This window comes from Rhodococcus sp. Q, from assembly GCF_005503035.1.
Lineage (GTDB): Bacteria > Actinomycetota > Actinomycetes > Mycobacteriales > Mycobacteriaceae > Rhodococcus_G.
Genome location: NZ_SCOY01000032.1, coordinates 1 through 25833 on the forward strand (window position 1 = coordinate 1; position 25833 = coordinate 25833).

The window sequence follows — 25833 nt, forward strand, 5'->3', positions numbered from 1 at the left end:
CAGGGGTCGGGGTGGGCGGCGCACAACACAGCTACCCGGCGTCCTCCTCGACCATGGACACGATCGGGTTACCCGCAGGATCGAACAGGTTCAGACCACACGAGTCACACTCGCCGTCAACAGGCTTCGCTTCCGTCTTGGGTAGCTGCCACACGTTCATGTCTCCACACGGACAGACAATGGTGTAAAGCGACTCGGGAGAAGGCCGATCCAGACCCCACGCCCGACTCGACGCCTTTGTGCGACGCATGACGCCGACACGGTACGTGTCGTCTCCGGAACGCAGTTCGCCGAGCGCCAATCCCGCACTCGCCAAGGCGTCGTCCACTGCGCGCAGGATCGCCGGCACGTGCTCGCCGCGCTCCACGTCCGCCCCGGCTGCTTCCCTGGCCGCGGACTCGACCGCAGCGACGACCGCGTGGTCCTTCCCGAAGGCCGCCACCCGACCCGCCACGAACTGCGCTATCTGCCCGGGCCGGTCCTCGCCGGACCAGTCGACCGGCAAGAGCACACCCTCCCGGATCAAGGAATCCACCACGTCGTCCGCATCGAGCACGAACCCCCGCTCGGCCGCCGCAAGGAAGAACGTCATATCGTTCATGCCGCCAGCCTACGAACGAGCCGCGCCCGGAGCAGGTCGTCGCTGCGATCGCTGGGATGGTCGACGCGCCTGGCACGAGCGGTCGGCGCCACGAACGGCAAAGGTGATCGCGAGGCCCTCGGCGACATTGGCAGTGTCGAACCTTATTTCACGCCAACGATTTTCATCGCTATCGCGACGTACTTGGCCGCGACCTCCTGTGGTGACAGGGTGCCCTCCGCGTGATACCACCGCGGAATCGACTGGCACATACCGAGAATGGCGCGAGTGATCTCGGCGGGATCGTCGACGTCGAACGTACCGCTCTCGGCGCCTGCCTCGACGATCTGCAGCACCACTTCCTCGATGCCCTTGCGGACCGCGCGGTACCGCTGACGGTTCTCCGCGCTCAGATAGCGGACCTCGCCCTCGAGCGACGCCAGCCGCGGCCGCGTCGTCATCCGCAGCACGATCGCCTCGACGACGTTCGCGAGCCGGCGCACCGGATCGTCGCCGCCCTCCTCGTCCGCCGCGTGCGCCCGGGCCAGGACGTCGGCCGTCGACAACTCGAGCAGCGCGATCAGCAGCCCCTCTTTGTTCTCGTGGTGGTAGTACAGGGCGGGCACCGTCACACCGACCCGACGTGCCACCTCACGAACCGTCGTCCCGTGATAGCCGAGCTCGTAGAACGCGTCGAGGGACGCCGACAGGATCGGCGTCAGCTGGACCTCCTCGAGCTGCCGCCAGTCGATGTGCGACTCGTCCTGTGCCGGTCCGACCGGTTCACCCATTGCCCTACCCACGCGTTCTCGATCGCCCGATTGTCACTGGAAGGGTACCGGTCGCCGAACGGTGCCCCCGTCAGGCCGATTCGATTCCCCGCGGGGAGGCGGCCCATTTGAGCAGGTCACGGATCGCCTGACGGACTCGCGTATCGCCACCGGGACCCAGCGTCGACCACACGACACCGTCCGGAGCGATGCTCGACGTGCCCACGACGCGGCCGTGATCGGTGTCGTACACCGACACGGGGGCGCTCGTCCACCGGCGGCCGTCGCTGTGCACGAGAGCGACGATCTCGGCGTGCGCGTGGCAGGCCGACAGGGCCGACGCCAGCCGCTCGGTGTCCCGCGCGCCCAGTTCGGCGAGCCTGCGGACCACGGCAGGAGGGTCGGCGAGGTCGCCGAGCGCGAGCGCCAGACGGTCGGTGGGCGCACTGATCGAGTCGACGTCCAGCGCCGCACCGCGCCCGATCACGTCGAGAACCAGGTCCGGTTCCGCGGCCGCGACCTCGGTCAGGACGTAGGAGTCCGGCCCCCGCAACGCCAGGACGGTCAACGGTCCCGCCTGCGCCAGACACATTCGGAACACCGCGCCGCCGCGGTACCAGCGGACGGCGAGTTCGATGTCGGGGCGGGCGAGGATCGCGAGCCGGTCCACGAGATCGGGGTGCGGATGCCCACCGGGCAGCAGCCCGCGTTTCGCCAGCGACCCGCTCGACGTGGCGAACGCTGCGTCGCGCGCGACCGCGGTGTCGAACCGCGACCTCACGTCCAGTACAACCGGCAGTTCGTCGACACCCGCGAGGTGAGTGAGCAGGTCCAGTTCGTCGACGTCGAGCGTGACGGACTGGAGGCGATGACCGGTCGGGGTCACCGATCGCCCCCGATAACGGACGGAATGACGACGCGGCCGTCGTCGAAATGTTCGAAGTTCTTCAGATAGCCGGGGGTCTGACGCTCCTCCTCGTCGGATGCCTGCCCCTGGCCGGATGTCAGCGGGGCACCGAGGCCTCCCGCCCGGACCGACGCCGCGGACTCGACACGCGCCGACTCGACGACCGGGGTCGTTGTTGCGGCCGTGGCCGTGCCTCGGCTCGCGCTCGACTCGGCGGCGCCGCCCCACCCCTCGGGAAGCGTCACACGCGACGACCCGGCCGACATACCCGGAACACCCGACATGCGAGGGCCTCCGCCCGCCCGCGCCGCATGAACCTCCGCGCCGGACGATCCGCGAGTGCTCGGGCCCGGCTGAGTGATGCCCGCGCCACCGATCGCCGACACCGCCGACGGCGCGAGGGACGCGGTTGCCTGGGCGATCGAGCTCAGCCCCGTGCCGACGACACTGCCCGCCTGCGACGCCGCGCTCACGACCGCGGGACTCTGAACTTGCGCAAGCGCCCCACCGACGGCGTTCTGCACTGCCTGCGCCGGGTTCACGAGGAAGTCGGAGACGACAGTGGGCACCGGCGCCTGCGGTGCAACGGCAGGCCCACCGGAGGAGGCGTTCGACAGCGGGGGCGGCGACGCGAAGCCCGCCGGTGTCGCGGCGATGCTCGACGCCGACTCGTACGCCTCCATCACCAACGCCGCGCGCAGGTCCATCGCCCGATCCGCGGCTTCGGCGGCGGCACCGGCACCGGCGAGCGAGCCACCGACCGTGTGCGCGGCGACCTTCGCGGCCTGGACGGCGGCGATCTCCACCAGGCTCGGCATGGTCGCGCGCGCCACCGTGTGCGCCGTCGCGAGTGCCGCGGCCTTCGTCGCGGTCGCGCCTGCCAGTACCGACGACTGATCGGTCCAGGCGTGAAACGGTGCCAGCTTCGCCAGCGCCGCGTCCGCAGCGATGCCACCCCATCCGACACACAGGTCGGCCATCACTTTCGTGAGGGTCAGTGTCGCGTCGGCGTAGCTCGATGCCAGCGACGCCCACGCGCTGCTCGCCGCAGACAGGGGTGCCGGACCGATGCCGCCGTTGAGGGTGGTCGAGTTGACGGTCGCGCCGCGCGGATACCAGACGACACCGGTGAATCCCAAGGTCATGGCAGTTCTCCTACTGTCGAAGGGTCGCGGTCACATGCCCGCGGCGAGCGCGGTGCCGAACGAGTGGTCCTGGCCCTCGTACTCGGCGGCCTGCTTCCGCAGCGTCGCCGCGGCACCGAGCAGTTCCGCGATGCCGGTCGCGGCCGACGGCAGGAAACTGTCGGCGATCGAATTGAAATGGGACGCGGTCAGGATCGACACCTCCTCCGTGCCCGCGGGAGGCAGGTGGAGGGCGGGCGCGGACGCGTCGAGGGTCGCCTGCATCCGCTGCGCCAGGGCCTCGAGCTGGGCGGCCGCGGCGAGCAGGGCGTCGGGTGAGACGAAGACGTGTCCGGACAAGGGTCGGCCCTCCTGGCTGGATCGAAATGTGATCTGTCAGGAGGTTGGACGCAGCGGCGGCGGGAATGGTTCCCCGGCCCCGTCCGGCGGGTTCCGGTGGGGTCAGCCCCAGCCGAGCTCGTGCAGGCGGTCCTCTTCGATGCCGAAGTAGTGGGCGATCTCGTGGATGACGGTGACCGCGACCTCCTCGACGACCTGCTCCTCGGTGTCGCACATCTCCAGGATCGCGTCCCGGTAGATGGTGATCGTGTCGGGCAGGGAGCCGCCGTAGTGGCTGTCCCGCTCGGTGAGCGCGATGCCGTGGTACAGCCCGAGCAGGCCGGGGTCGTCGGCGTCACGGGCGTCGACGAGGACGACCACGTTGTCGATCGCGGCGGCCAGGCGGGGAGGAATGAGGTCGAGTGCTTCGGAGACCAGGTCGTCGAACCGGGCCTCGGACATGACTACCGCCATCAGTTCTCCAGCGGCGCGGCGCCGGGCAGCGGTACCGGGATGGATCGGCCTTCGGGCAGCGGCGGTGGCGCGACCGGAGGGACACCGTTGATCAGGATGTCGCCCTTGGCGCTGCCGACGATCGGGGCAAAGCCGCCGCCGTCGACCTCCTTGCCGACGGAGCAGTTGACCTTGCGGCTACCCGCGAGCCAGCTGCTCAGCTCGAGGTTGTCCCAGAACAGCGTGAGGGTCTTGTTGCGCAGCGCGTCCGGCGAACCTAGGTATTCGTTCGCCGCCTGGGTGCACGTCTCCTCCAGGTAGGCATCCTGATCGGCGACAGAGGGGAAGCCGCCCGGGAACTTCGCGGCGAGGTCCACCACGGAGATGGCCTCGAACGCGTGCGCCTGCGAGCAGTCCAGTGGATCGCTCGGCACGTTCTGGTTGATGCCGATGCAGGTGCCGGTGTCCCAGACCTTCGACTGGTCCTGACCGGCCACGGAATTCGTCACCGCCAGGATCGTCCCCGTGGTGCTGGACCGCTGCAGGCCGCAGCGGATGGTCCGTTCACCCGCTGCCCAGCCGGCCTCGCCGGGGTTGATCAGACCGACGCTGAACTTGCCGTGCGGGTCGAAGTGCGCACCCAGGTACTCGTTGACGGCAGGGGTGCAGTGCTCGTCGCGGAGCTGGGAGAACCGCAGGACGCTCGGAAACCGCGAACCGGGGCCGAACTCGGCGCCCGGGAACACGCTGAGGTCGATGTCGGATGCCACCTCGAACAGGTGCTCACCGGAACAGTCGACCTTCTCGAGGTCACTGGCGTCGGCTTCGTTCCAGGTCAGACAGTCTCCGGTGGTGGCGGTGGCGAACGCCTCACCCGCAACGGCGCCGGTCGCGCGGGGTCCGGCGCTGCCCGCGTTCGTCGTCAGTTCCTCGCCGCCCTTGAACCCGCCGGAGATCACGATGGTCGCGAGTGCCGCGATGACGGCGCCGAGGGCGACCGCGATCAGAGCTCGCCGGGTGGTCTTCGCGGACAACTGCGTGCCGCCCGTCCAGCGCGAAACCCCGGACCAGGCGTCCCCGGCGGCAGCATCTGACCGACCGGCTGCCGGGGTGTCGCCGCCGTCGGGTGTCGGGTTGTCGCCTGGGGTGTTGTGTTCGTCGGACATCGCTTCCATCATGCCTGCCGAGCGCGTCCCGATCGCCGACACACCGAAACCGGAACGAGCGGTCGGCCAGCTCGACCACTCCACAAGCGTCGCCGTCACGACCGACCAAGTAGGGTTTCATGCGTGATTGACCTGAAGTTCCTGCGGGAAAACCCGGATGTCGTCCGCAAGTCGCAGCGCACGCGGGGTGAAGATCCTGCGCTGGTCGACGCACTCCTCGCGGCAGACGAGTCCCGCCGTGCGGCCGTGCTCGCCGGCGACAACCTGCGGGCCGAGCAGAAGGCGCTCGGCAAGAAGGTCGGGCAGGCGTCCCCGGAGGAACGGCCCGCGTTGCTCGCCGGGGCGAAGGAACTTGCACAGCAGGTCAAGGATGCCGAGGCCACGCAGCACGAAGCGGATGCCGCGCTCGACGCCGCTCAGCGGGCCATCTCGAACATCGTCCAGGACGGCGCTCCCGCGGGCGGCGAGGACGACTTCATCACCCTCGACACCGTCGGTGAGCTGCCGACCTTCGACTTCGAGCCGAAGGATCACCTCGAACTCGGCGAGTCGCTCGGCCTTCTGGACATGGAACGCGGAGCGAAGGTGTCCGGCGCCCGCTTCTACTTCCTCACCGGCTACGGCGCGCTGCTCCAACTCGGTCTGCTGCAGCTCGCTGCGCAGAAGGCCACCGCCAACGGATTCACGATGATGATCCCGCCTGTCCTCGTGCGCCCGGAGATCATGCAGGGCACCGGCTTCCTCGGGCAGCACTCCGAGGAGGTGTACCACCTCGAGCAGGACGACCTGTACCTCGTCGGCACCTCGGAGGTTCCGCTCGCCGGCTACCACTCGGGGGAGATCGTCGACCTGAGTACCGGTCCGAAGCGGTACGCGGGCTGGTCGTCGTGCTTCCGCCGCGAAGCGGGCAGCTACGGCAAGGACACCCGCGGCATCATCCGCGTCCACCAGTTCGACAAGGTGGAGATGTTCACCTACTGCAAGCCCGAAGACGCCGATGCGGAGCACCAGCGACTGCTCGGCTGGGAGCGGGAGATGCTCGCTGCGATCGAGGTCCCGTATCGGGTCATCGACGTCGCAGGTGGCGACCTCGGGTCCTCGGCGGCCCGCAAGTTCGACTGCGAGGCCTGGGTGCCGACGCAGCAGCGCTACCGCGAGCTGTCGTCGACGTCGAACTGCACCACCTTCCAGGCCCGCCGCCTCGGCGTGCGCTACCGCGACGACAACGGCAAGCCGCAGACCGCCGCGACCCTCAACGGCACCCTCGCAACCACCCGCTGGATGGTCGCGATCCTCGAGAACCACCAGCAGGCCGACGGGTCCGTCAAGGTTCCCGCCGCGCTGCAGCCGTTCGTCGGGACGGACGTGCTGCGCGCGCCCTAGCTTCTGCCCCCGATTCCACCGAACGGGCGGTTACCACCCATCACGCGAGAAGATGGAACGGTAACCGCCCGTTCGGCTTCGGTGGCCTCAGCGATCGGGGATGTCGACTCCACGTCGTGCGGCGAGCTCACGCAGCTTCGCGTCGGCGTCGATGTCGACCGCCACGTACACGTGCAGTCCGTCCGGGTCCTCGCGCAGTACGTATTCGTAGTCGCTGTCTGTGAGGAGGTCTCCGGCGTCGTCGGTGAAGTGCCAGCGCACCCGGACCCGGACCACCACGTCCGTCAGTGGAGCGAACTCGAGCAGAGTGTGGCCGATGCCGCCGAGTCCGAGCTGCCGGTACAGCGGATAGCCCTGCGCCAGCCCGGCTGCCATCTCGTCGCGGCTCGACAGCGACCCCGTGAAGACGTCGGTGACCATCGTCCCCGGCATCCCCCACATCGCCGCCGTCGCGGCGGCGTCGTAGGCGACGAGGGTGTCGCCGTAGGCGGCGAAGAACTCGTCCACAGCATCGCGCGTCGGTGCCATGACCCCACCGTAGTCGCGGGGTCAGGCCGGTGAACGCCCCGGACGGGTAGCGCAGCGTCACATCGTGCGCGTCAGACGCACACGATGTGACACTGCGCCCTCAAGGGGAGGGACGTCAGAGCTTCGCGGTGCGGAGCTCGTGACCCTTCGACGTCTTGCAGCGGCCGGACTCGAGGTCCCACTGCCAGCCGTGCAGGTTGCAGGTGAGGGTGGTGCCGTCGACGACGCCGAACTTCGACAGGTCTGCCTTCAGGTGCGGGCAGCGGCGCTGGATCTCGTAGCCCTCCACCTCGATCGACGCGGAGTCGTCGTGCGCCTCCGCGAACCAGCCGTCCGCGTACGCGATTCGTTCGTCGGTGAGGCATTTGAAGAAGGTGTAGAGGAACTCGTTGTAGCCGCCGACGCGCCACGCCTCGAAGCGGGTGGACAGGAAGATGGTGTTCACCCAGTCCGGCTCGTCGTCGCGGAGGACGGTGCGGACCAGTTCGGGTGCGATGCGGAAACCGTAGCGGTACTTGCCTTCTCCCTCGATCGGCTCGCGAACGATGCGCTTCGGGAAGTCGAGGACGACGGTTTCGTCACCCATGACGAGGCCGATGGGGTAGCCGATGCCGTCACAGATCAGATCCGACTGCGCCATGATCGGCTCGAACTTCGCCTTCAGCGGCCCGAGCAGTGGCTCGCCCTCCGCCGGAGCCCACGACGCCTTCTCCGCGGCGATGACGGGCGCCATGCGCTGCGCCATGTCCTCGATGTAGGCGGCCTTGTCCGAGAAGATCTTGTCGACCTCGGCGTCGGGGATCGGGTGCGACAGGGTCGCGTCGGAGCCGTGGATGTCGACGACGGAACCGGGGATCATGAGCAGTCCGCCGTCGTTGCCGTGGATGCGCATCTGCTCGAGGAACACGATCTGGTCGGGGAAGATGTTGCCCTCGTCGCCGTGGTCGTCGTTGAGGTCGCGGAGCGCATCGTCGAGGAACACCGGCGGGCCTGCGGACGGCACGACCCACGTCGCGTCGACCTGCTCGATGTAGCTGCGACACCGGTCCATGCCGCGCTGCCGCTTCTGCTTGCCGAAGTTGCGCTTCGTCCCGGACGGGATGTCGTAGACCATCGGGTACCAGATGGCGCCCGAGTACTGCAGCAGGTGGATGTCGATCTTGCCGAACGCCTCGTGCAGGACGTCCATGTCCACGGGTCGGGCGTCGTTCATGTTGAAGCAGGTGGTCTCGCCGTCCGAGACGACGAGCCCGGAGTCGCCGATCGGGCCGTCCGCGGGGGCGCGCAGGGCGATGATCATGACCTCGAGGTCGCCCTTCGGCCCGCTCACCGTGTGCTTGACGGAGTCCTGCGTCTCGAAGAACTTCGTGAAGCCGAGCTTCTCCAGTTCGCGGCGCAGGTCCGGCACCGGGTAGTCCGGCAGCAGAACCGTCGCGTCCTTGTTGACGTGGTCGATCAGCGTCTGCGGATCGAAGTGGTCCTTGTGCAGGTGTGAGACGTACAGGTAGTCGACGTCGCCGAGCGTGTCCCAGTCGAGGCCCGTGTTGTCCGGGAAGGGGAACCACGACGCGAAGTAGGCCGGGTTCACCCACGGGTCGCAGAGTATCGACCCCGCCTCGGTCTGAATGTGGAATCCGGCGTGTCCGACGCTCGTGACCTGCACTTCAACTGCCTCCTACGGATGTGCGACGTCTACCAGGGTAGGCGGTGAGGCAAACCGTCCCCGGTCGACGCGTCGCGCTGTCCGGTTCGGGCCGAACGTCCCGAGCGTGCCGGCGCGGGGCACTGTGCGGGCGCGCACACTAGGCTGGCCCGCGTGGAACCCTTCTACAGATCGATCATCGGAGTCGCCCGCACGCTGTTCTTCGCGGAGGGGCTCAAGTTCACCATCAGTGGTGCCGAGCACATCCCCGCGTCGGGTGGTGCGGTGATCGCGATCAACCACACCGGCTACATGGACTTCACCTACGCGGGCATCCCCGCGCGCGAAACGAAGCGGTACGTCCGCTTCATGGCGAAGAAGGAAGTCTTCGACAACAAGATCTCCGGACCGATGATGCGGACGATGCGGCACATCCCCGTCGATCGTTCGGCAGGCGCCGACTCGTACCGCGCCGCCGTCGACGCGCTGCGCGGAGGCGAACTGATCGGGGTGTTCCCCGAGGCGACGATCAGCCGCAGTTTCGAGATCAAGGAATTCAAGTCCGGCGCGGCCCGTATGGCGATCGAGGCCGGGGTGCCGATCATCCCGCTGGTGATCTGGGGATCGCAGCGGGTGTGGACGAAGGGGCACCCGAAGCGGTTGGGACGCACCAACACTCCGATCTCGATGGCCGTCGGCGAGCCGATCGCACCCATCGAACCGGCGGAGGCGCTGTCGGCGAACCTGCACGCGACGATGGAGACGATGCTGCACACGCTGCAGGAGGGTTACGACCATCCGGCCGGGCAGTACTGGGTTCCGGCGCGGCTCGGCGGAAGTGCGCCGACGCTCGAGGAGGCCGACCGGATGGACGCCGAGGAGGCGCAGGCGAAGGCAGCGCGCCGGGCAGCGGGCGGCGGCGCTTGACGTGCCGATGAGGCGGGGGGTGCGCCGGCTGCTGATCGCAGGCGGCGTCGTCGGGGCGGCAGGTGTACTCGTCGCGGTCGGGTCGATGGTCGTGGTCGCCACCGCGGCGACAGGCCGGGTGCACGACGTCGCCGATGCGCCCGAGGCGCCGGTGGTGATCGTGCTCGGCGCCAAGGTGAAGGACGGCGCCCCGATGTCGATGCTCGCCGGACGCCTCGACGTGGGCGCGGAACTGGTCAAGACCGGGAAGGCTCGTGCGGTCCTCGTCTCCGGCGACGCGAACGGGACGTCCGGCAACGAGATCGCGGCGATGACGGAGTACCTCGTCGAGCGGGGCGTCGACCGCGAGGTGATCGTCGGAGACGACTTCGGCCTCGACACGTACGACACCTGCGTGCGGGCCGCGCAGACGTTCGGTGTGACACGCGCGTTGATCGTCAGCCAGGAACCTCACGTGTCGCGGGCCGTCGCGCTCTGCGGGCACGCGGGCGTCGACGCCGACGGAGTCCGCGGTGAGTGCCGCGACTGCCGCTCGATCACGATGGCGCGCAACACCGCTCGCGAATGGCTGGCACGCCCGAAGGCGGTGTTCGACATGTTCTCCGACCGCGCGCCCAAGGTCGTGACGCCGCCGACGGACGCCCTCGACCGCGTGCTCGCGCGCGGCTGACACGGCCGACCGGTCGGCGTCGCCGACACGCGTGCGGCAATATGGATGCAGTGCAGGACAACAGTCACACGAAGCCCCAACTGATCGCCAGCGACGTCGACGGCACCCTGATCGACGACGACGAGCGGATCAGCGACCGCACGCGCGCGGCCGTCCACGCCGTGGTCGCCGACGGTGCCAGGTTCGTGCTGGCCACCGGCCGTCCGCCGCGGTGGATCGAACCGGTCGTCGACGGACTCGACTACGCCCCGCTCGCGGTGTGCGCGAACGGAGCCGTTCTCTACGACAGCGCCGAGGACCGCGTCATCAGCGCCCGGACCCTCGACGCCGACACACTCACCTGGGTGGCGCAGCTGGCGGTGGCGGCGTTGCCCGGCTGCGGACTGGCCGCCGAACGCGTCGGGGTCAGCGCCCACGACGCCGCGACCCCGCAGTTCGTCAGCTCACCCGACTACCAGCACGCCTGGCTCAACCCGGACAACACCGAGGTGTCGACGGAGGAGGTGCTGGCGCATCCGGCGGTGAAGCTGCTCGTCCGGATGCCCGGCATCGCGAGTTCGTACATGATCGACCGGCTGGCCCCGCTCGTCGGTGACAGCGTCGACCTGACGTACTCGACGAACAACGGCCTGATCGAAGTGTCGGCGCCGGGTGTGACGAAGGCGTCGGGCCTGGCCGCGCTCGCCGAGTACCTCGGCATGCCCGACTCGGCGATCCTCGCGTTCGGGGACATGCCGAACGACGTCCCGATGCTGAGGATGGCGCGGCACGGCGTGGCGGTCGCCAACGCCCACGACGACGCCATCGCGGCGGCCGACGAGGTCACGGCATCGAACTCCAATCACGGCGTTGCTCGGGTGCTCGAACGCTGGTGGGCGAACTGACCGCTGAGCACGGCCGATTGGAGTAGGCGACTACTCGTTCCCTTGTCGGTGGCCGCGGCGCACACTGGATGCGGATGCGGACGAGAGGTGCCGCACGACACCGTCTCGCCGCTCCGGACAGGAGCGCACGTCATGACCGCGACGAACACGGCCACCACCAAGCTCCCTCACCCAGCGCACCGGATGCCGCTGATCGGGGACCTGCTCGCCCTGGACGCTCGCCGGCCCGCCCAGAGATTTGCGGAGCATGCGCACCGCCTCGGGCCGGTATACAGCGTCAAGGTGTTCGACCGGGATCTGATCGTGGTCGCCGGGCCGGGGGAGTACGCCGAGGTCTGTGACGAGAAGCGGTTCGGCAAGCACGTCGGCTTCGGGTTCGCGGCGGCTCGCGAGAACTTCGGTGACGCCCTGCCGACTGCATATACCACCGAACCCAACTGGTCGAAGGCGCACAACATCCTGGCGCCTGCCTTCTCGCTGGCGGCGATGAAGGACTACCACGAGACGATCCTCGACACCGCACGCGAACTCGTCGACCACTGGGATGCCTCGGTCGGGCAGGGCCTTGTGGACGTACACACCGACACCAGCAACCTGACGCTCGAGATCATCGCGCGCATCGGATTCGGCTACCGGTTCCGGTCGTTCGGCGGGGGCGAGCCCGATCCCTATGCCGCGGCGGTGGCGCGGGGGTTCGCGTTCGTCGGCCGCGCCGGTTACAACATCCCCGTGCACTGGATCGACGGCATCGTCCGGCATCGGGCCATCAAGCAGCACAACGAGGACGTCGCTTATGTCCGAGGTGTTGTCGACGACGTCATCACGGCGCGACGCCTCGACCCGGACCCACCCACCGATGATCTGCTGGCGCTGATGCTCACTACCGCCGATCCCGAGTCCGGCGAACACCTGGACGACGAGAACATTCGCAACCAGGTGATCGCCTTCCTCAATGCGGGACACGAAACAACTTCGGGCACACTGTCGTTCGCGCTGCATCTGCTCGCGACCCACCCTGAAGTCGCGAAGCAGGCACGTGAGGAGATCTACCGGCTGTGGCCGCCCGGTACCGATCCTGACCCTGCGTTCGGTGACATCCACAAACTCAAGTACCTGCGTCGGGTCATCGACGAGACACTCCGGTTGTGGCCGATCGCCCCCGGCTTCTTCCGGGAACCCGTGCAGGACACCACCATCGGCGGTCATCCGGTTGCCACAGGGCAGGCGATGGTCGCGCTCACGTTCGCGGTGCATCGGGATCCGGTGTGGGGACCGAATCCCGATGCCTTCGACCCCGATCGGTTCCTGCCCGAACGGGCGCGGACCCGGCCACCGGGGATCTACAAGCCGTTCGGTACCGGCGTTCGGGGCTGCATCGGACGTCAACTGGCCCTGCACGAATCGGTGCTCACGCTGGCCCTGATCCTGCACCGCTACGACCTCGCCCCCGAGCCCGGCTACGAACTACAGGTCGTCGAGGAGTTCACCCTCAAGCCGGCCGGGCTGCGGCTCGGGCTGCGTCGGCGGTGACCAACGACGACAGTGCCCCGTACGGAAAATCCGTACGGGGCACCGTCGTCTCGAGTCGGGTCAGCCGGCCGGCGCCGGTGCCGGTGCCTCGGCGGGGGCGGGCGCAACCGGAGCGGACGCGTCCGCCGGTGCGGTGAGGGTCTGCGCGTAGGTGTCGTTGTATGCCTTGAGCACGGTCGTGACGATGCCGGTGACCTCGTTGAAGATCAGCGATCCCTGTTCGAAGTCGGTGCGCATGCCGTCCGGTACCCGGTACTCGTCACTGACCGGCAAGCCGAGCGTGCCCGCGTCGAGCCCGCTGGACCGCCACGCCTCGTAGATCTTCCCGAGCACCGTCCACACCCCACCGTTCGGTGACGTGGAGATCGCGCCGTTGGCGAACTTGACCAGCAGGTTCCCTGCCTTGACGGGAAGTTCACCGGTCAGTGCCGCGCCGAGCCTGCCCGTGTCGCCGCCCTCCGCGATCCACTTCTGTGCGATCGGGGACTGGTCGGTGATCGCGAGGATCTTCGTGACGAGCGAGGTGACCGAGTCCACCGACCCGGTGTCGAGTCCGGTACCCGCACCGGTGCCGGTGCCGGGTGTCGGGACGTTGTCCGCGACCGGGTTCGCCGGAGCCGCCGCCAGCACACCCGATCCCGCCGAACCACCGTCCGGGTTCGCCTTCGCGATCCCGCGGATCTGGTCCATCAGCGAGTACGCCGCGTCACCGGGGCAACTCGTCAGGCCGACGTCGCGGTGCGCGAAGATGATCGGCAGATCGACGGCCTCGCCCTGCGCGTACGGCGTGAAATCGGTTCCCTCCGACCACATCGTGGTGCGTCCTGTCGGATCGAGGCCCGCCTTCGCGAGACGCCAGCCGAGGAACCGGCCGACCGAGTCGATCGTCGCCTGCGGCGGGGCGACCGTCGAGAAGTCGCCCATCATCGCGATGCCGAAGGTGTTCTCGTTGAACCCGCCCGCGTGGGCGCCCTGGACGTTGCGGTCCAATCCGCCTGCACGGCCTTCGAAGATCTGCCCGTAGCGGTCGACCAGGACGTTGTATCCGACGTCGCACCAGCCGAGGGTCTGCGCGTGGTACGCGTAGATCGAGCGGACGATTTCCGCGGACTCGGCACGGGTGTAGTCGTTGCTGCCCGCGGTGTGGTGCACCGTCGCGCCGCCGAGGGTGTCGTCGTAGACCGGTTCCTGGCAGCGCTTCGACTCGTCGGCACCCCACTGGGCGCGGGTGATCACCCGCGGACCGTTGCCGCCGAGCGACGTCGCGATGTCGGCGAGCGAGTTGTCGGATTTCCCGGAACCGGGCTGGATCAGCACGGCGGTCACGGCGTCGGCGAGTTCGGCCGCCTGGTCCTGAGCGCGCAGCGGAGTGCTGACCGCGGCAGGCGCGAATGCGATCGGGGCGCCGCCCGGCTCGGTCGGGGTGAGCACGTTCGGCAGGGCGGGCGCGGAATCGGAGGACCCGGTCGAGGGCACGCCGACGGCTTCGGCAGCCTTGGTGACCAGAACCTGCACCGCTGTCGTCGCACCGACGAAGATCGGCTCGGTGCCGTTCTTGCCGGACGGTCCGGTCAGGTCGGACCGGTTCGTCTCGAGCTGTTCGGTCGCGTACCACGGGCCCCAGGACCCGTCGGCGAGCCGTGCCCGGATCTGCGCCGCGGTGGTGCCGAGCTCGGAGGTCAGGGCGACCATGCTGAACGGGGTGTCGCGGGTGATCTCCTTGACCGCGGCTCCGAGCTGTTCGGTCGGGTCCGTGACGTCGGGTGCGGCGTCGGCTCCCGACCGCGGGGCGATGGGCTGGGCCGCGTCGCTCGGCGCGATGGCCGTCGACGGCGCGGCGGCATCGGTCGAGGGCGGGGTGTTGTCGGCGGGCGGCGACGGGATCAGCTCGGTCGGGATCTTGATCGTCTCCGGGAGGGTGACTCCCTCGGGGAGCGGAAGGCCCTGCGGAACAAGAATTTCCGACGGGATCGGCAGCTTCTTGAGATCGGACAGCCGGAAGTTCGGTAGGCCGAGTCCGACCAGGTCGCCGAGTGGGATGACGATGTCGGGCACCTGCATGAGGGCGACTTCGTCGATCTGGGTGGGAATGGCGACCGGTGCCGAGTCGGCGGTCGAGCGGACGCCGGACGTACTGGTGACGCCCCAGACAGCGAAGGGGGTTGCGATGGCAACGGCCGCGACCGTCCCCAGGACGATCGACGACTTCGGTCGACGGTGCGGCAAGTCGGCTCCCTAGTTGGTGGAACGGAGGGCGTTACTGCTGTTACTCGTGTGACTGGTGTGACAGATGTTGCCAATGTCAAGCACTCTTGCAACACTAGCCACACAATACCTAAGCCTCAACCTTAGATTGAGACTTGAGTCGAGTTCGATGTCACGATGACGTCTCGACCTGCGAAATCCGCAGCCGACGAGGAGGCCGCACATGGCGAAGGTCCGCCGCACGACCACTCTGCGAGGTCGTATCGACCGTGGAGGACGCACCTCATCGGTCAGGAGGGTGCTCGCGCTCGGTCCCGTCCCGGCACTGCTCGTCGCGGGTGTCGTCGGCGTGGCCGCCGTCGATCGCACCGATCCCGGCGTGGCACCTGCTGTCGCCGCAGACACCCCGTTCACGATCGCCGGCCGAGGTCACGGTCACGGCCGCGGGATGGGGCAGTGGGGCGCGTACGGGTACGCCAAGAACGACGGCTGGTCCGCCGAACGGATCGTCGGTCACTACTACGGCGGCACCGAGCTCGGCGACGTCACCGACCTCCGACTCGGGGTCCGGCTCGCGGGACTCGACGGCAAGACCCTGGCCGCGTACTCCGACGCCGGTGCGCGCGTCGCGGGCCGCGATGTCGCGCCCGGTGAGGGAGTGCACCTGACCCCGACGCCCGGAGGGGGTGCGGGTGTCGTCGTGACGCGTGGCTGCGACGGTGAAGTGTTGTGGCAGACCACAACCGACCATCCGTGGGTGGACCCGATCGATCCCGGCGTCGATCGTCCCGCGAACGAACACCTGACGATCTGCGGCGGCCCCGCCTACCGGGGATCCCTCGGTGTCGCGCTCGACGGTGCGGAGTCGCGCGTCCTCAACCACGTCGACATCGAGGACTACCTCCTCGGTGTCGTTCCGGTGGAGGCGCGAGCCGACTGGGCCGACACCGGCGGCGCCGAAGCGCTTCGGGCGCAGGCCATTGCCGCGCGGTCGTACGCCGCCGCCGAGCACCGCTACCCCTATGCCGAAACCTGTGACACCCAGGACTGCCAGGTGTACGGGGGATCCGCGAAGGAGGACCCCCGCACCACGGAGGCCGTCCGGACCACCACGGGCAAGGTCATCACCCGTGATGGCCGGCCCGTCGCAGCCGAATTCTCGGCATCCACAGGTGGATACACCGCCGGCGGCGAGTTCGATGCCGTCGAGGACCTCGGCGACGCCGGCTCGCCCAATCACAATTGGACGCAGACGTTCACCGCAGGCGAGATCGGGAAAGCGTTCGAGGTCGGCGAATTGCGCAGTGTGTCCGTGGTCGAACGCAACAACCTCGGCGCAGACGGCGGACGTGTCAAGGAGCTGGAGGTCGTCGGCTCCGACGGCACCGCGCGCGTGTCCGGCAAGGACGCCCGCACCAAGCTCGGCCTCAAATCCGACTGGTTCACCGTCACGGAGGGCCTCGTCCCCGCCGCGCCGACGCCGGCTCCCGGGCCCGAGGTGCTCGCCGAGCCGGGCGGCCCCGACGCGGCCGTCGAGCCGACCGAGATCGAGAAGAAATACGCCGAGATCGGCGGCCCGGCAGGGCCGCTCGGCAAGCCGATCGGCCCCGAGATGTCGATGCCCGATGAATCGGGGAGGTTCCGCATGTTCGAAGGCGGTGCCATCGTCTGGACCGAGACGCTCGGCGTGCAGGTCGTCGACGCCAGCATCGTGATCTCGGAACTCCCGACGGGAAGCGACGGCTGACTCGCGCGCCGACAGAGCCGGTACGGCCGAGGGTTTCCCCGCGCGTTCGGTCCCGCTAGCCTCAGGACATGTTGTCGGGACTCGACCCCCGCACCGCGGCGGAACGTGCCGTGGCCCCCATCGGTGACTGGGACGAGATCCGCGAGTTCACCGACGCCGCGTACATGCCCTTCACGGTCCGGCCAACCGGGCGGGCGACGCCCTCGGCGCTGACGTACTCGGCGCAGGTGGGGGACATCACCCTCACCCACTTCAGCTACGGCGTCCCCGTGGATCTCGGGAACTTCGCCCCCGAGGCGGGCCGCATCCTCGTTCTGACCACGTTGCGCGGAGGCACACGGCACTGGGTGGACCGACGCAGCGCGGTGGAAATCGGTGCGGGGCAGTCGTTCGTCGCGGACTGCAGTCGCACCCGGTATCGGCTCGAGGCCGATGACGACCATCTGCAACTGAACCTCACCATTCCGCACGATCTGGTCGCCGACTTCGTGGTCCGCTGGTCGGGCCGGCCCGCCGACGATCGGTTGTGGACCCACAAGTGCGAGATCGGCGGCCCGGCAAGTCCGTGGCCCATGCTCATGCGGTACATGGTGTCGACTCTCTCGTCCGCGCCGACTCCGGTGCCGACCGGTCCGCTGGCGAAGAACCTGCAGGAGCTGATCGTGACCCAGCTCGTTGCCGACTGGGCCGGCAGCGCACAGGTCTCACTCGGCGATGCCGCGCGGTGCGGTCCAGGCTACGTGCGGCGTGCCGCGGCGTACATCGACGCGAACGCGCAATCGCTTCCGACGGTGGCCGACGTCGCGCGCGCGGCGGGCGTCGGCGTGCGCACCCTGTCCGGCGGATTCCGCGAGTATCTCGGCACCACACCGCGGGAGATGCTCCGAGACCGCCGCCTCGATGGGGTGCGCCGGGAACTGCTCGCCGACACGACGGCGACCGTGGTGTCGGCAGCCGGCGCGTGGGGCTACGTGAACATGGGCGTGTTCGCCGCCGCCTATCGGCACCGGTTCGGCGAGAACCCGTCGGACACCCTGCGCCGAGCTCACTGAGCCGGGTGCGCCAGTCGGGCCGGGAGGATTCCGCCGCTCGCAGACGGATGCTGCCGGTCGCAGACGTGACCGCGGGCACAGCGTTTCTAGCGTGAGCCGGACATCACAGTCACGTCCGGACGAGGACGTTCCGACGAAGGGACAGACATGCTCACGTGCGATTCGCTCGACACCGCCCTGCCACCCATCCTGGACGCTGTCACCAGTGCCGACACTCCCGGCCGTGTACCGGGAGTCGTTGCCGCGGTCACCGATCGGGAGTCGACGCGGTTCGCCTCCGCCGCCGGAGTGCAGTCGTTGTCCACCGGTACCCCGATGACGACGGACACGGTGCTCGCGATGTTCTCGACCACGAAGGCGGTGGCGGGTACCAGTGTGCTCCAGTGCGTCGAGGAGGATCTCGTCGATCTCGACGCCCCCGCGTCCACGTACGTGCCGGAACTCGGCGCGGTCGCGGTGATCGATGGCTTCGACCCGGCGGGGCAGCCCGTCCTGAGGGCGCCGAAACGCCCGATCACAACTCGAATGCTGTTGCTGCACACCGCCGGATTCGGCTACCCGTTCTTCGACGAGACCTACCACCGGCTGGCCGCCGAACACGGCCTGGTCAGTCCGATCGCCGCGACTCGCGCCGCGCTGCAGACCCCGTTGCTGTTCGATCCGGGCGACGGCTGGAGCTACGGAATCAACATCGACTGGGCCGGCAGGGTGGTCGAAGCGGTACGCGGCAAGCGACTCGGTGAGGTGATGGCCGAGCGGATCTTCGCCCCACTCGGAATGCACGACACAGCATTCACCATGACCGCGGAGATGGCCGGGCGGCGTGCCTCGATCCACCAGCGGGGCTCGGATGGCGCACTCGAGCCGCTCGACGACATGGTGCTCCCGCAGGATCCGGAGCAGCACATGGGCGGACACGGCCTGTACTCGACGGTGGGCGACTACGCGAAGTTCCTGCGCATGTGGCTGAACGACGGCGACGGGCCCGGCGGCCGGGTGCTTCGGCCGGAGACGGTGCAGGCAGCAGTCCTGGACGGTCTGGGCGGTCGGAAGATCACCGCGTTCCGTGCGGTCGAGCCGGAGTACACCAATCCTTCAGAATTCTTTCCGGGACAGTCGAAGTCGTGGGCGTACACCTTCATGGTCAACGACGAGCAGGCGCCCACCGGGCGTCCCGCGGGTGCCCTCGGTTGGGCCGGGCTGGCCAATCTGTACTACTGGATCGATCGGACCAACGGTGTGGCCGGGATCTGGGGGACCCAGATCCTGCCGTTCGCCGACGCGGTGTCGTTCGGTGGGTACCTGGACTTCGAGACGGCGGTCTACCGCACGTTGGTCGGGTGAACGTTCCGTCCGAGACGGTTTAGGCTCGCTGGGTGTCAGCTGCGCAGTCGAGTCGGAGTTACGGCGGCCGGTCGGTTGCCGAGCGGCGAGCCGAGCGGCGTGCCCGATTCCTCGACGCGGCGCTGACGGTGTTCGCGGACCAGTCGTATGCGAAGAGCACGATCAGCGCGATCTGCGCGGAGGCGGGGTTGTCCCGCCGCCAGTTCTACGAGGAGTTCGGCGGCCGCGAAGAGGTGCTGGTCGCGCTCTACGACCAGATCCACGGGGAGGCCGGCGCGGCCGTCGCCGCCGCGTACGACGCGGAGGAGACCGACCTGTGGCGCGCTGCCGCAACGGTCATGACGGCCTACGTGACCGCCGTCGGGACCGATGCGCGCCGCGCGAAGATCGCGTTCGTCGAGATCGTCGGGGTCAGTGACGCCGTCGAACGACACCGGCTCGCGCGGCGGCAGGCGTGGACCACCGTGTTCGAGACGTTGATCTCCGCGCTCGTCGGTCCCGACGTCACCCCGCCCGGGGGCTACGAGATGTCCGCGACGGCGTTCATCGGTGCCGTCAACGGTCTGGCGCACCAATGGACGATCACCGATCCGCGGCCGCCCCTCACGGATCTGGTCGAGGTGCTCAGCACGATCCTGGTCGCCCTGGTCAGCGAGCGCCCCCCTGCCGCTCGCTGACCGGTGGCGATCAGCGTCCGGCGCCGAGCGGCCTGCCGAACAACCCCGCGACGACCTCGCCGACGGTGTCGGTGAAGGCGGGCCAGGCGGCCTGGTCGAGAGCTATCGAGCCGACGTCCGTTGTGCGGCAACCGGGTTCGACGGGGACACCGTCCAGGCGATCCCGCATCCACAGCAGCGCGGTCGGCGCGGCCGTCACCTCCAGTGTCAGGTGCTCGCTGAAGTGGTCGCGGGTGTACTGCACGCGCGCGGACGGGTCCTGGCAGTAGGTGTCGACCAGCGTGTTCACCTGTCCCACCGGCACGATCCAGTCGGGATTGGACTGGTAGACGAACATCGGGGCAGTGGGAACCGACTTGCCCATGCGCGTGCGATCGATGACCGATCGCACGACCGGAACGTCGAGCGGATCGCCCGGAACGTCAAGCAGCTCTTTGTTGTTCGCGAACGGAATCAGGGCCGCGTGGTAGGCGACGCACAGCGGGCTCTTGACGGTCGTCAGCGCACGACCGAGGGGGTTCATCCGCTCGTCGAGGAACTGCTGGAAATCGGGGTACTCCCGCCCGAGGCCGAGGACCGCGCCCAGCACCAGGCCCGCCGGGGCCGCGTTGTTCGCGTTGTTCAGCAACGCCGACAGGTCCGCGGGAACGCCACCCTCGACGACGCCGACGACGTTCAGTTCGGGTGCGTACGACGGGTGCAGTTCGGCGGCGTGGCCGGTCGCGATGGCTCCGCCGGAGTAGCCCCACAGCCCGACCCGGGTGTCGTCGCCGGGGAGCTCGAGCGGATCGAATCGTTCTGCGGCGCGGACGCCATCGAGGGTGAGGCGGGCGCCGAGCGGGCCGGCGGCGTACGCCGAGTTCGGCCCCTGGTAGTCGGGGACCGACACCGTCCAGCCCTGTGCGAGCGCGGCCTGCACGGCGAGGAACTCCGCCGGAATCACCGCGGAGCCGGTGACGAGCGCCGGGATCGACCCCTGCTGCAGGGCGTAGGACGGGGCGCAGTACTGAGCCGTGGAGTCCTCGGCCATCTGGAACGAGACCAGCTTGTCGCCGCCGGGTCCGCGTGGCTTCAGGACGGTCGTGACGGCGGCGACGGGCCCCCCGCGCGTGTCGGTCGAGCGGTACGACAGCTGCCAGGCGTCGACGTTGACGGGGATCAGGCTGAGGTTGGCGACGGTGACGGGTCGCGACGTGATGACGTCGCCGGGTGCGAGATCCGCGTACGAGGCCAGGGGTGGCGCGTAGAACCCCTGGTCGAGCTCGGGCGGCACGGGGAGCCCGGCGAACGGCATCGGAGCCGCAGGCTGCGCGAGCACTGTTCCGACTCCGATCGAGGCGGTCAGAGTGACGGCGGCGACCACCGCCGTCGCCCGGCCGAGCCGAGTCCACAGTCCCTGTTTCACGTCGAACCCCCAGATCCGTCAAATGTGAGACGAGTCAGTCTCAGTTGTTTCGAGAGATTACTGGTGCGTCGAGAAACACACAATGCCCGATTCATCCGTTGACATAGTTCCGAATCTGTCTCATTCTCAAGACATGACGACGACAATGTCTGGGCAGGCTGCCTACGTGCCGCCGACCGGAGAGACCTGGCGCGACCCTTTCGGGATGTACGCGGCGCTCCGCGACCACGACCCCGTCCACCACGTCGTCCCCGAGAGCGCGCCGCAGGACGACTACTGGGTGCTCACCCGGCACGCCGACGTGTTCGCCGCCGCCCGCGACCACGAGACCTTTTCGTCCGCCGACGGGCTGACCACCAGCTACGGCGAACTCGACAAGATCGGTCTGCGCGACAACCCGCCGCTGGTCATGCAGGATCCGCCGCGGCACACCGACTTCCGCAAACTCGTCGCCCGCGGCTTCACGCCCCGGCAGGTCGAGGCCGTCGAACCCGCGGTGCGGGCCTTCGTCGTCGAACGCATCGAGAGGCTGCGAGAGGCGGGGGAGGGCGACATCGTCACCGAACTCTTCAAGCCACTGCCGAGCATGGTGGTCGCGCACTATCTCGGTGTGCCGGAAGAAGACAGGGGACGCTTCGACGCGTGGACCGACTCGATCGTCGCGGCCACCGCGATCGGTGACCCGCTCGAGGCGGCCACCGCGGTCGGGGAGCTGATGGGCTACTTCGGTGAACTGATCGCCCGCAGGCATGTCGACGCCGCGACCGGTGATCTCGGCGACGACACGATCTCGCACCTCGTCGCGGCGGGAATGGGCGCCGATGGCGACATCGCGGGCATGCTGTCGATCCTCGGATTCGCGTTCACCATGGTCACCGGCGGCAACGACACCACGACGGGGATGCTCGGCGGCTCGTCCGCACTGCTGACCCTGCGCCGCGACCAGCGCGCGCTGCTGCTCGAGGATCCGTCCCGGATCCCCGATGCCGTCGACGAACTGCTCCGACTGACCTCGCCCGTGCAGGGCCTCGCCCGGACCACGACGCGCGATGTCACACTCCATGACGTCACCATCCCGGCAGGCCGAAAGGCGTTGCTGGTCTACGGGTCCGCCAACGTCGACCCCCGCATGTACGGGCCCGATGCCGCCGAGCTGGACGTCCTGCGCGCGCCGCGTCAGATCATGACGTTCAGCCACGGAGGTCACCACTGCCTCGGTGCCGCCGCCGCGCGCATGCAGGCGCGTGTCGCCCTCGAGGAACTGCTCGCGCGGTGCCCCGACTTCGAAGTTGATGTCGACGGAATTATCTACGCTCCAGGCAATTACGTTCGCAGGCCCACGCACGTTCCGTTCCGGGTGCGTCCGTGACCTGGTTGCGTGACGAGAAGTCCGAGGCCGCCGCGGAGAAGATCCTCGACGCGGCAGCCGAGCTCTTCGTCGAGCGCGGAGTCGCGACCACCGGCATGGGCGACATCGCCAAAGCCGCCGGCTGTTCCCGTGCCACCCTGTACCGCTACTTCGACGGTCGCGTCGCATTGCACCGTGCGTTCGTGCACCGCGAGGCGCGCCGGCTGGGAGAGCAGGTGGCGGCCGAGGTCGCGGACATTGCCGACCCCGCCGAGCGGATCACCGACGCGATCCTCGCGGCGATTCGCTCGGTTCGGGAAACACCTGCTCTCGCAGCCTGGTTCGCGGTCGGGGATGCCGGAATCGCATCCGGACTCGCCAGTACCTCCGAGGTGATCGAAGTGCTCGGAGTGACGTTCCTCGCCGGCGCGGCGGCCGGCGACCCCGCCGAACTTCCGCGGCAGGCGCGGTGGGTGGTTCGCGTCATCGTCTCGCTGCTCACCGTTCCCGGTGTCGACGCCGCCGACGAACGGGCCATGGTCGAACAGTTCGTGGTGCCGGCGCTCGTACCCGGTCAGGCGATCGTGCCGAACGCCTGACCGATCACATAGGTCACCACCATCGCGACGGCGCCGCCGATCACCACCCGCGCCACCGCCCGGCCGCGGCGCGCGCCGCCGAGGCGGGCACTGATGCTGCCGGTCAACGCCAACGCGACCAGCACCGCGACGAACGTGACCGGAATCCGCAGGTGCGGCGGCGTCGACAGGATCGCGATCAGCGGCAGCAGTGCACCGATCGTGAACGAGATCGCCGACGACACCGCCGCCTGCCACGGATTGGTGAGGTCGTCGGGGTCGATACCCAGTTCGACATCGGCGTGCGCGGCGAACGCATCGTGCTCCGTCAACTCCTCCGCGACCAGGCGGGCCGTCGCCGGGGACAGGCCCTTCGCCTCGTACAGGTCGACCAGTTCCTCCAGCTCCTGCTCCGGCAGCTCCCGCAGCTCGGCGCGTTCCTTCATGAGCAGTGCCCGCTCGGTGTCCCGCTGCGTGCTGACCGACACGTACTCGCCGAGTGCCATAGACACCGCACCCGCGGCGAGCCCCGCGATCCCCGCCGTGAGGATCGGTCCGCGGTCCACCGTCGCCGCCGCGACACCGACCACCAGACCCGCGGTCGAGACGATGCCGTCGTTCGCGCCCAGCACGCCCGCCCGTAGCCAGTTCAGCTTCGCGTTCAGGCCCTGCCCCGGCGATTCCGGCTCCCGAGGTTCGTCCTCGGTACGTTGTCGCTCAACCGAATCCATACCGTCGACGCTAGCGACGCGCCACGTCCGTCACCAGCAAAGGAAGGCTTGCCGAAGTCATCGGTCGAGCTTGGCGAATGCCTCGTCCAGCCCTGGCAGGGCCGATGTGTCGATGCGGAAGTCCCGTTCGAGGACCACTCGCAGCTCGTCGCCGTCGGCGAGCTCGTGCCGCTCGGTCCGTCCGTCCAGGTGGTGGACCGTCAGCCGGCGACCTGCCAGCGCGTAGCGGCGGTCCGCGGTCGCGCGTGCCGCCATCAGCGTCGTGACGAACTTCGACTGCGGCCACGTGCACAGGTACCAGTTCGTCGGCTCGTAGTCGACGGCGTGCTGGGGATGAAGGTCGAAGCGGTAGGTGGTGCGCCACCGGCCGCCGACGAGGGCCTGCATCGCCCAGTCGCCGTCCAGGTCCACCAACCGGAACGGTTCGAGCGGCGTCGGCTGCTCGGTGTCGTGTTCGAGACGGAGCGTCCCGGTCAGCGTCATGCCGCCGAAACCGGTGTCGATGACGCGGCGCTCGTCGCCGAGGTCGACGAGCAGCAGCATGTGGGTTCGCGCGGTGAGCGCGTCGAGGTCCGCGGAGCCCCACAGGACGCGGGCCGCGAGCCCGGTGACGCTGAACCCGATCTCCCGCAACGCCGCTCGTAGCAGGAGTCCGTGCTCGAAGCAGTAGCCGCCGCGCCCGCCGCGGACCAGCTTCGCCTGCAGCGACTCCAGGTCGAGTCGGTTCGTCACCCCGCGGAACGGGTCGAGATTCTCGAACGGAATCGCGGCGGTGTGGTGCGCCGCGATGGCGTCCAGCGTCGCGCGGGTCGGCGCCAGATCTCCGGCGAAACCGATCCGGTTCAGGTACGCGTCGAGGTCGAGGCTCACGTCGCCAGGCTAGGCGGCTCCGCCGCCGGCGTCCTTGTGGTCTCGTGGGAGACCCAAAGGGGATTCACGGGCCCGGAGGCCTTGACATTGACGTTGCGTCAAGATGCACGCTGGTTGTCATGCAGGAATGGTCGATACAGGACCTGGCCAAGGCGGCCGGGGTCACCAGTCGCACGCTGCGGCACTACGGCGATCGGGGACTGCTCGCGCCGAGCAGGATCGGATCCAACGGATACCGCTACTACGACGAGGACGCGCTGCTGCGGTTGCAACGGATCCTGCTGCTCCGCGACCTCGGGCTCGGGCTGACCGCGATCGCCGGTGTCCTCGCCGGCAGGCAGGACGCCGCCTCGGCTCTGGAAACCCACCTCGACCTGCTCGAACGCGAACGCGAACGGCTCGGACGGCAGATCGACGCCGTCCGCACCACCCTGCACCGAACCGAGAAGGGAGAACCGCTCATGGCGGAGGAAATGTTCGACGGGTTCGACCACACCCAGTACAAGGACGAGGTCGAGCAGCGCTGGGGACCGAAGGCGTACGCCGACAGCAACCGCTGGTGGACGTCGATGGACGACGCGCAGCGCCGCGACTGGAAAGCCGACACGGCGCGCCTTTCGCAGGACTGGATCGCGGCCGCCGAGTCCGGGGTCGCGTCCGACAGTGCGCACGCGCAGGACCTGGCCCGCAGGCACGTCGAGTGGCTGTCGTCGGTGCCGGGCACACCCGCCTGGTCGGGTCGTTCCACACGCTCCACTCCCGGACACGGCACGGCCCCGGTCCGCGAGTACGTGCTCGGCCTGGCCGACATGTACGTCGACGACGAGCGGTTCGCCGCCAACTACGGCGGACGGGCGGGTGCCGAGTTCGTCCGCGACGCGCTGCGCACGTACATGAAGTAGGCGCTTCGCGCTCGCGTGCGATTCGGGGTCTCCGGACCCGGAAACCGGGCACGAGCGGCGGAGCCGCCATG

General features: G+C 68.9%; 25 protein-coding genes. 12 read left to right on the forward strand and 13 right to left on the reverse strand.

Translation table 11 applies throughout. The features are described 5' to 3' along the window. Positions 1-31: 31 nt before the first annotated feature. The 7 genes from FFS72_RS21660 to FFS72_RS21690 form a co-directional block, all read right to left on the reverse strand. Positions 32-601, reverse strand: coding sequence for a DUF6630 family protein (locus FFS72_RS21660; protein WP_137875876.1), 570 nt, complete (start codon positions 599-601; stop codon positions 32-34). A 143-nt stretch (positions 602-744) separates the two neighbouring features. After that, positions 745-1371, reverse strand: coding sequence for a TetR/AcrR family transcriptional regulator (locus FFS72_RS21665; protein ID WP_137875877.1), 627 nt, complete (start codon positions 1369-1371; stop codon positions 745-747). A gap of 70 nt (positions 1372-1441) precedes the next feature. Beyond that, positions 1442-2236: an ESX secretion-associated protein EspG gene (locus tag FFS72_RS21670; protein ID WP_171018779.1), complete on the reverse strand. Its 795-nt coding sequence runs from the start codon at positions 2234-2236 to the stop codon at positions 1442-1444. Beyond that, the gene (locus tag FFS72_RS21675; protein ID WP_137875879.1) at positions 2233-3402 is read right to left on the reverse strand and encodes a PPE domain-containing protein; all 1170 of its coding nucleotides are present in this window, start codon (positions 3400-3402) and stop codon (positions 2233-2235) included. Before FFS72_RS21675 ends, FFS72_RS21670 begins: the two co-directional genes overlap by 4 nt. Positions 3403-3432: 30 nt before the next feature. Further along, positions 3433-3741: a PE domain-containing protein gene (locus tag FFS72_RS21680; protein WP_137875880.1), complete on the reverse strand. Its 309-nt coding sequence runs from the start codon at positions 3739-3741 to the stop codon at positions 3433-3435. A 102-nt stretch (positions 3742-3843) separates the two neighbouring features. Next, a complete protein-coding gene (locus FFS72_RS21685; protein ID WP_050067268.1) occupies positions 3844-4194 on the reverse strand; it encodes a metallopeptidase family protein in 351 nt (116 codons plus the stop codon). Beyond that, the gene (locus tag FFS72_RS21690) at positions 4194-5438 is read right to left on the reverse strand and encodes a septum formation family protein (RefSeq protein WP_249353446.1); all 1245 of its coding nucleotides are present in this window, start codon (positions 5436-5438) and stop codon (positions 4194-4196) included. Before FFS72_RS21690 ends, FFS72_RS21685 begins: the two co-directional genes overlap by 1 nt. 24 nt (positions 5439-5462) lie before the next feature. On the opposite strand from FFS72_RS21690, the gene serS reads away from it, so the two are divergent. Next, positions 5463-6722 carry a serine--tRNA ligase gene (gene serS, locus FFS72_RS21695; protein WP_137875881.1) on the forward strand — a complete coding sequence of 420 codons (1260 nt, stop codon included), beginning with the start codon at positions 5463-5465 and terminating at the stop codon, positions 6720-6722. Positions 6723-6809: 87 nt separating this feature from the next. Here the strand turns inward: serS and FFS72_RS21700 are convergent, their stop codons facing one another. Together FFS72_RS21700 and FFS72_RS21705 are read right to left on the reverse strand one after the other, a co-directional pair. Continuing rightward, a complete protein-coding gene (locus FFS72_RS21700) occupies positions 6810-7250 on the reverse strand; it encodes a DUF6841 family protein (protein ID WP_137875882.1) in 441 nt (146 codons plus the stop codon). A gap of 115 nt (positions 7251-7365) precedes the next feature. Further along, entirely contained in the window at positions 7366-8913 is a 1548-nt protein-coding gene (locus FFS72_RS21705) for a Rieske 2Fe-2S domain-containing protein (RefSeq protein ID WP_137875883.1), read from the reverse strand. A 153-nt stretch (positions 8914-9066) separates the two neighbouring features. On the opposite strand from FFS72_RS21705, the gene FFS72_RS21710 reads away from it, so the two are divergent. The 4 genes from FFS72_RS21710 (at position 9067) to FFS72_RS21725 (ending at position 12903) form a co-directional block, all read left to right on the forward strand. Continuing rightward, positions 9067-9819 carry a lysophospholipid acyltransferase family protein gene (locus FFS72_RS21710; protein ID WP_137875884.1) on the forward strand — a complete coding sequence of 251 codons (753 nt, stop codon included), beginning with the start codon at positions 9067-9069 and terminating at the stop codon, positions 9817-9819. A gap of 1 nt (position 9820) precedes the next feature. Further along, on the forward strand, positions 9821-10489 hold the full coding sequence (locus FFS72_RS21715; protein ID WP_171018780.1) for a SanA/YdcF family protein: 669 nt from the start codon (positions 9821-9823) through the stop codon (positions 10487-10489). Positions 10490-10539: 50 nt separating this feature from the next. Further along, positions 10540-11373 (forward strand): HAD family hydrolase, encoded by an 834-nt coding sequence (locus tag FFS72_RS21720; protein WP_249353447.1) that lies wholly within the window; start codon positions 10540-10542, stop codon positions 11371-11373. A 132-nt stretch (positions 11374-11505) separates the two neighbouring features. Further along, positions 11506-12903 (forward strand): cytochrome P450, encoded by a 1398-nt coding sequence (locus tag FFS72_RS21725; RefSeq protein ID WP_137875887.1) that lies wholly within the window; start codon positions 11506-11508, stop codon positions 12901-12903. 60 nt (positions 12904-12963) lie between these two features. Here FFS72_RS21725 and FFS72_RS21730 read toward each other — a convergent pair whose 3' ends face one another. Next, positions 12964-15129, reverse strand: coding sequence for an N-acetylmuramoyl-L-alanine amidase (locus FFS72_RS21730; RefSeq protein ID WP_137875888.1), 2166 nt, complete (start codon positions 15127-15129; stop codon positions 12964-12966). 202 nt (positions 15130-15331) lie between these two features. Between FFS72_RS21730 and FFS72_RS21735 the strand changes: the two genes are divergently transcribed. The 4 genes from FFS72_RS21735 to FFS72_RS21750 all read left to right on the forward strand — a co-directional run bounded on the left by FFS72_RS21735 (position 15332) and on the right by FFS72_RS21750 (position 19928). After that, positions 15332-16855, forward strand: coding sequence for a SpoIID/LytB domain-containing protein (locus tag FFS72_RS21735; RefSeq protein WP_137875889.1), 1524 nt, complete (start codon positions 15332-15334; stop codon positions 16853-16855). A gap of 68 nt (positions 16856-16923) precedes the next feature. Next, the gene (locus tag FFS72_RS21740; RefSeq protein ID WP_137875890.1) at positions 16924-17907 is read left to right on the forward strand and encodes an AraC family transcriptional regulator; all 984 of its coding nucleotides are present in this window, start codon (positions 16924-16926) and stop codon (positions 17905-17907) included. A gap of 147 nt (positions 17908-18054) precedes the next feature. Beyond that, on the forward strand, positions 18055-19251 hold the full coding sequence (gene acmB / locus FFS72_RS21745) for a methyl acetate hydrolase AcmB (RefSeq protein WP_137875891.1): 1197 nt from the start codon (positions 18055-18057) through the stop codon (positions 19249-19251). Between the two features lie 32 nt (positions 19252-19283). Continuing rightward, positions 19284-19928 (forward strand): TetR/AcrR family transcriptional regulator, encoded by a 645-nt coding sequence (locus FFS72_RS21750; protein WP_137875892.1) that lies wholly within the window; start codon positions 19284-19286, stop codon positions 19926-19928. Positions 19929-19938: 10 nt separating this feature from the next. Here FFS72_RS21750 and FFS72_RS21755 read toward each other — a convergent pair whose 3' ends face one another. Continuing rightward, entirely contained in the window at positions 19939-21333 is a 1395-nt protein-coding gene (locus FFS72_RS21755; RefSeq protein ID WP_502704142.1) for a lipase family protein, read from the reverse strand. A gap of 133 nt (positions 21334-21466) precedes the next feature. Between FFS72_RS21755 and FFS72_RS21760 the strand changes: the two genes are divergently transcribed. Then, positions 21467-22702, forward strand: coding sequence for a cytochrome P450 (locus FFS72_RS21760; RefSeq protein ID WP_137875893.1), 1236 nt, complete (start codon positions 21467-21469; stop codon positions 22700-22702). Next, entirely contained in the window at positions 22699-23280 is a 582-nt protein-coding gene (locus tag FFS72_RS21765) for a TetR/AcrR family transcriptional regulator (RefSeq protein ID WP_137875894.1), read from the forward strand. Before FFS72_RS21760 ends, FFS72_RS21765 begins: the two co-directional genes overlap by 4 nt. Here FFS72_RS21765 and FFS72_RS21770 read toward each other — a convergent pair. Continuing rightward, positions 23256-23990, reverse strand: coding sequence for a VIT1/CCC1 transporter family protein (locus tag FFS72_RS21770; RefSeq protein ID WP_137875895.1), 735 nt, complete (start codon positions 23988-23990; stop codon positions 23256-23258). The genes FFS72_RS21765 and FFS72_RS21770 overlap by 25 nt on opposite strands. 57 nt (positions 23991-24047) lie before the next feature. Then, on the reverse strand, positions 24048-24860 hold the full coding sequence (locus FFS72_RS21775) for an arylamine N-acetyltransferase family protein (protein ID WP_137875896.1): 813 nt from the start codon (positions 24858-24860) through the stop codon (positions 24048-24050). A 119-nt stretch (positions 24861-24979) separates the two neighbouring features. Between FFS72_RS21775 and FFS72_RS21780 the strand changes: the two genes are divergently transcribed. Then, positions 24980-25762 (forward strand): MerR family transcriptional regulator, encoded by a 783-nt coding sequence (locus tag FFS72_RS21780; RefSeq protein WP_137875897.1) that lies wholly within the window; start codon positions 24980-24982, stop codon positions 25760-25762. Positions 25763-25833 lie beyond the last annotated feature (71 nt).

Excerpts from the sequence above, each read along its gene's own strand:
- FFS72_RS21660 (WP_137875876.1), bottom strand. The coding sequence starts at position 601 with ATGAACGATATGACGTTCTTCCTTGCGGCGGCCGAGCGGGGGTTCGTG.
- FFS72_RS21665 (WP_137875877.1), bottom strand. The coding sequence starts at position 1,371 with ATGGGTGAACCGGTCGGACCGGCACAGGACGAGTCGCACATCGACTGG.
- FFS72_RS21675 (WP_137875879.1), bottom strand. The coding sequence starts at position 3,402 with ATGACCTTGGGATTCACCGGTGTCGTCTGGTATCCGCGCGGCGCGACC.
- FFS72_RS21685 (WP_050067268.1), bottom strand. The coding sequence starts at position 4,194 with ATGGCGGTAGTCATGTCCGAGGCCCGGTTCGACGACCTGGTCTCCGAA.
- FFS72_RS21700 (WP_137875882.1), bottom strand. The coding sequence starts at position 7,250 with ATGGCACCGACGCGCGATGCTGTGGACGAGTTCTTCGCCGCCTACGGC.
- FFS72_RS21725 (WP_137875887.1), top strand. The coding sequence starts at position 11,506 with ATGACCGCGACGAACACGGCCACCACCAAGCTCCCTCACCCAGCGCAC.
- FFS72_RS21735 (WP_137875889.1), top strand. The coding sequence starts at position 15,332 with ATGGCGAAGGTCCGCCGCACGACCACTCTGCGAGGTCGTATCGACCGT.
- FFS72_RS21740 (WP_137875890.1), top strand. The coding sequence starts at position 16,924 with ATGTTGTCGGGACTCGACCCCCGCACCGCGGCGGAACGTGCCGTGGCC.
- acmB (WP_137875891.1), top strand. The coding sequence starts at position 18,055 with ATGCTCACGTGCGATTCGCTCGACACCGCCCTGCCACCCATCCTGGAC.
- FFS72_RS21760 (WP_137875893.1), top strand. The coding sequence starts at position 21,467 with ATGACGACGACAATGTCTGGGCAGGCTGCCTACGTGCCGCCGACCGGA.
- FFS72_RS21770 (WP_137875895.1), bottom strand. The coding sequence starts at position 23,990 with ATGGATTCGGTTGAGCGACAACGTACCGAGGACGAACCTCGGGAGCCG.
- FFS72_RS21780 (WP_137875897.1), top strand. The coding sequence starts at position 24,980 with ATGCAGGAATGGTCGATACAGGACCTGGCCAAGGCGGCCGGGGTCACC.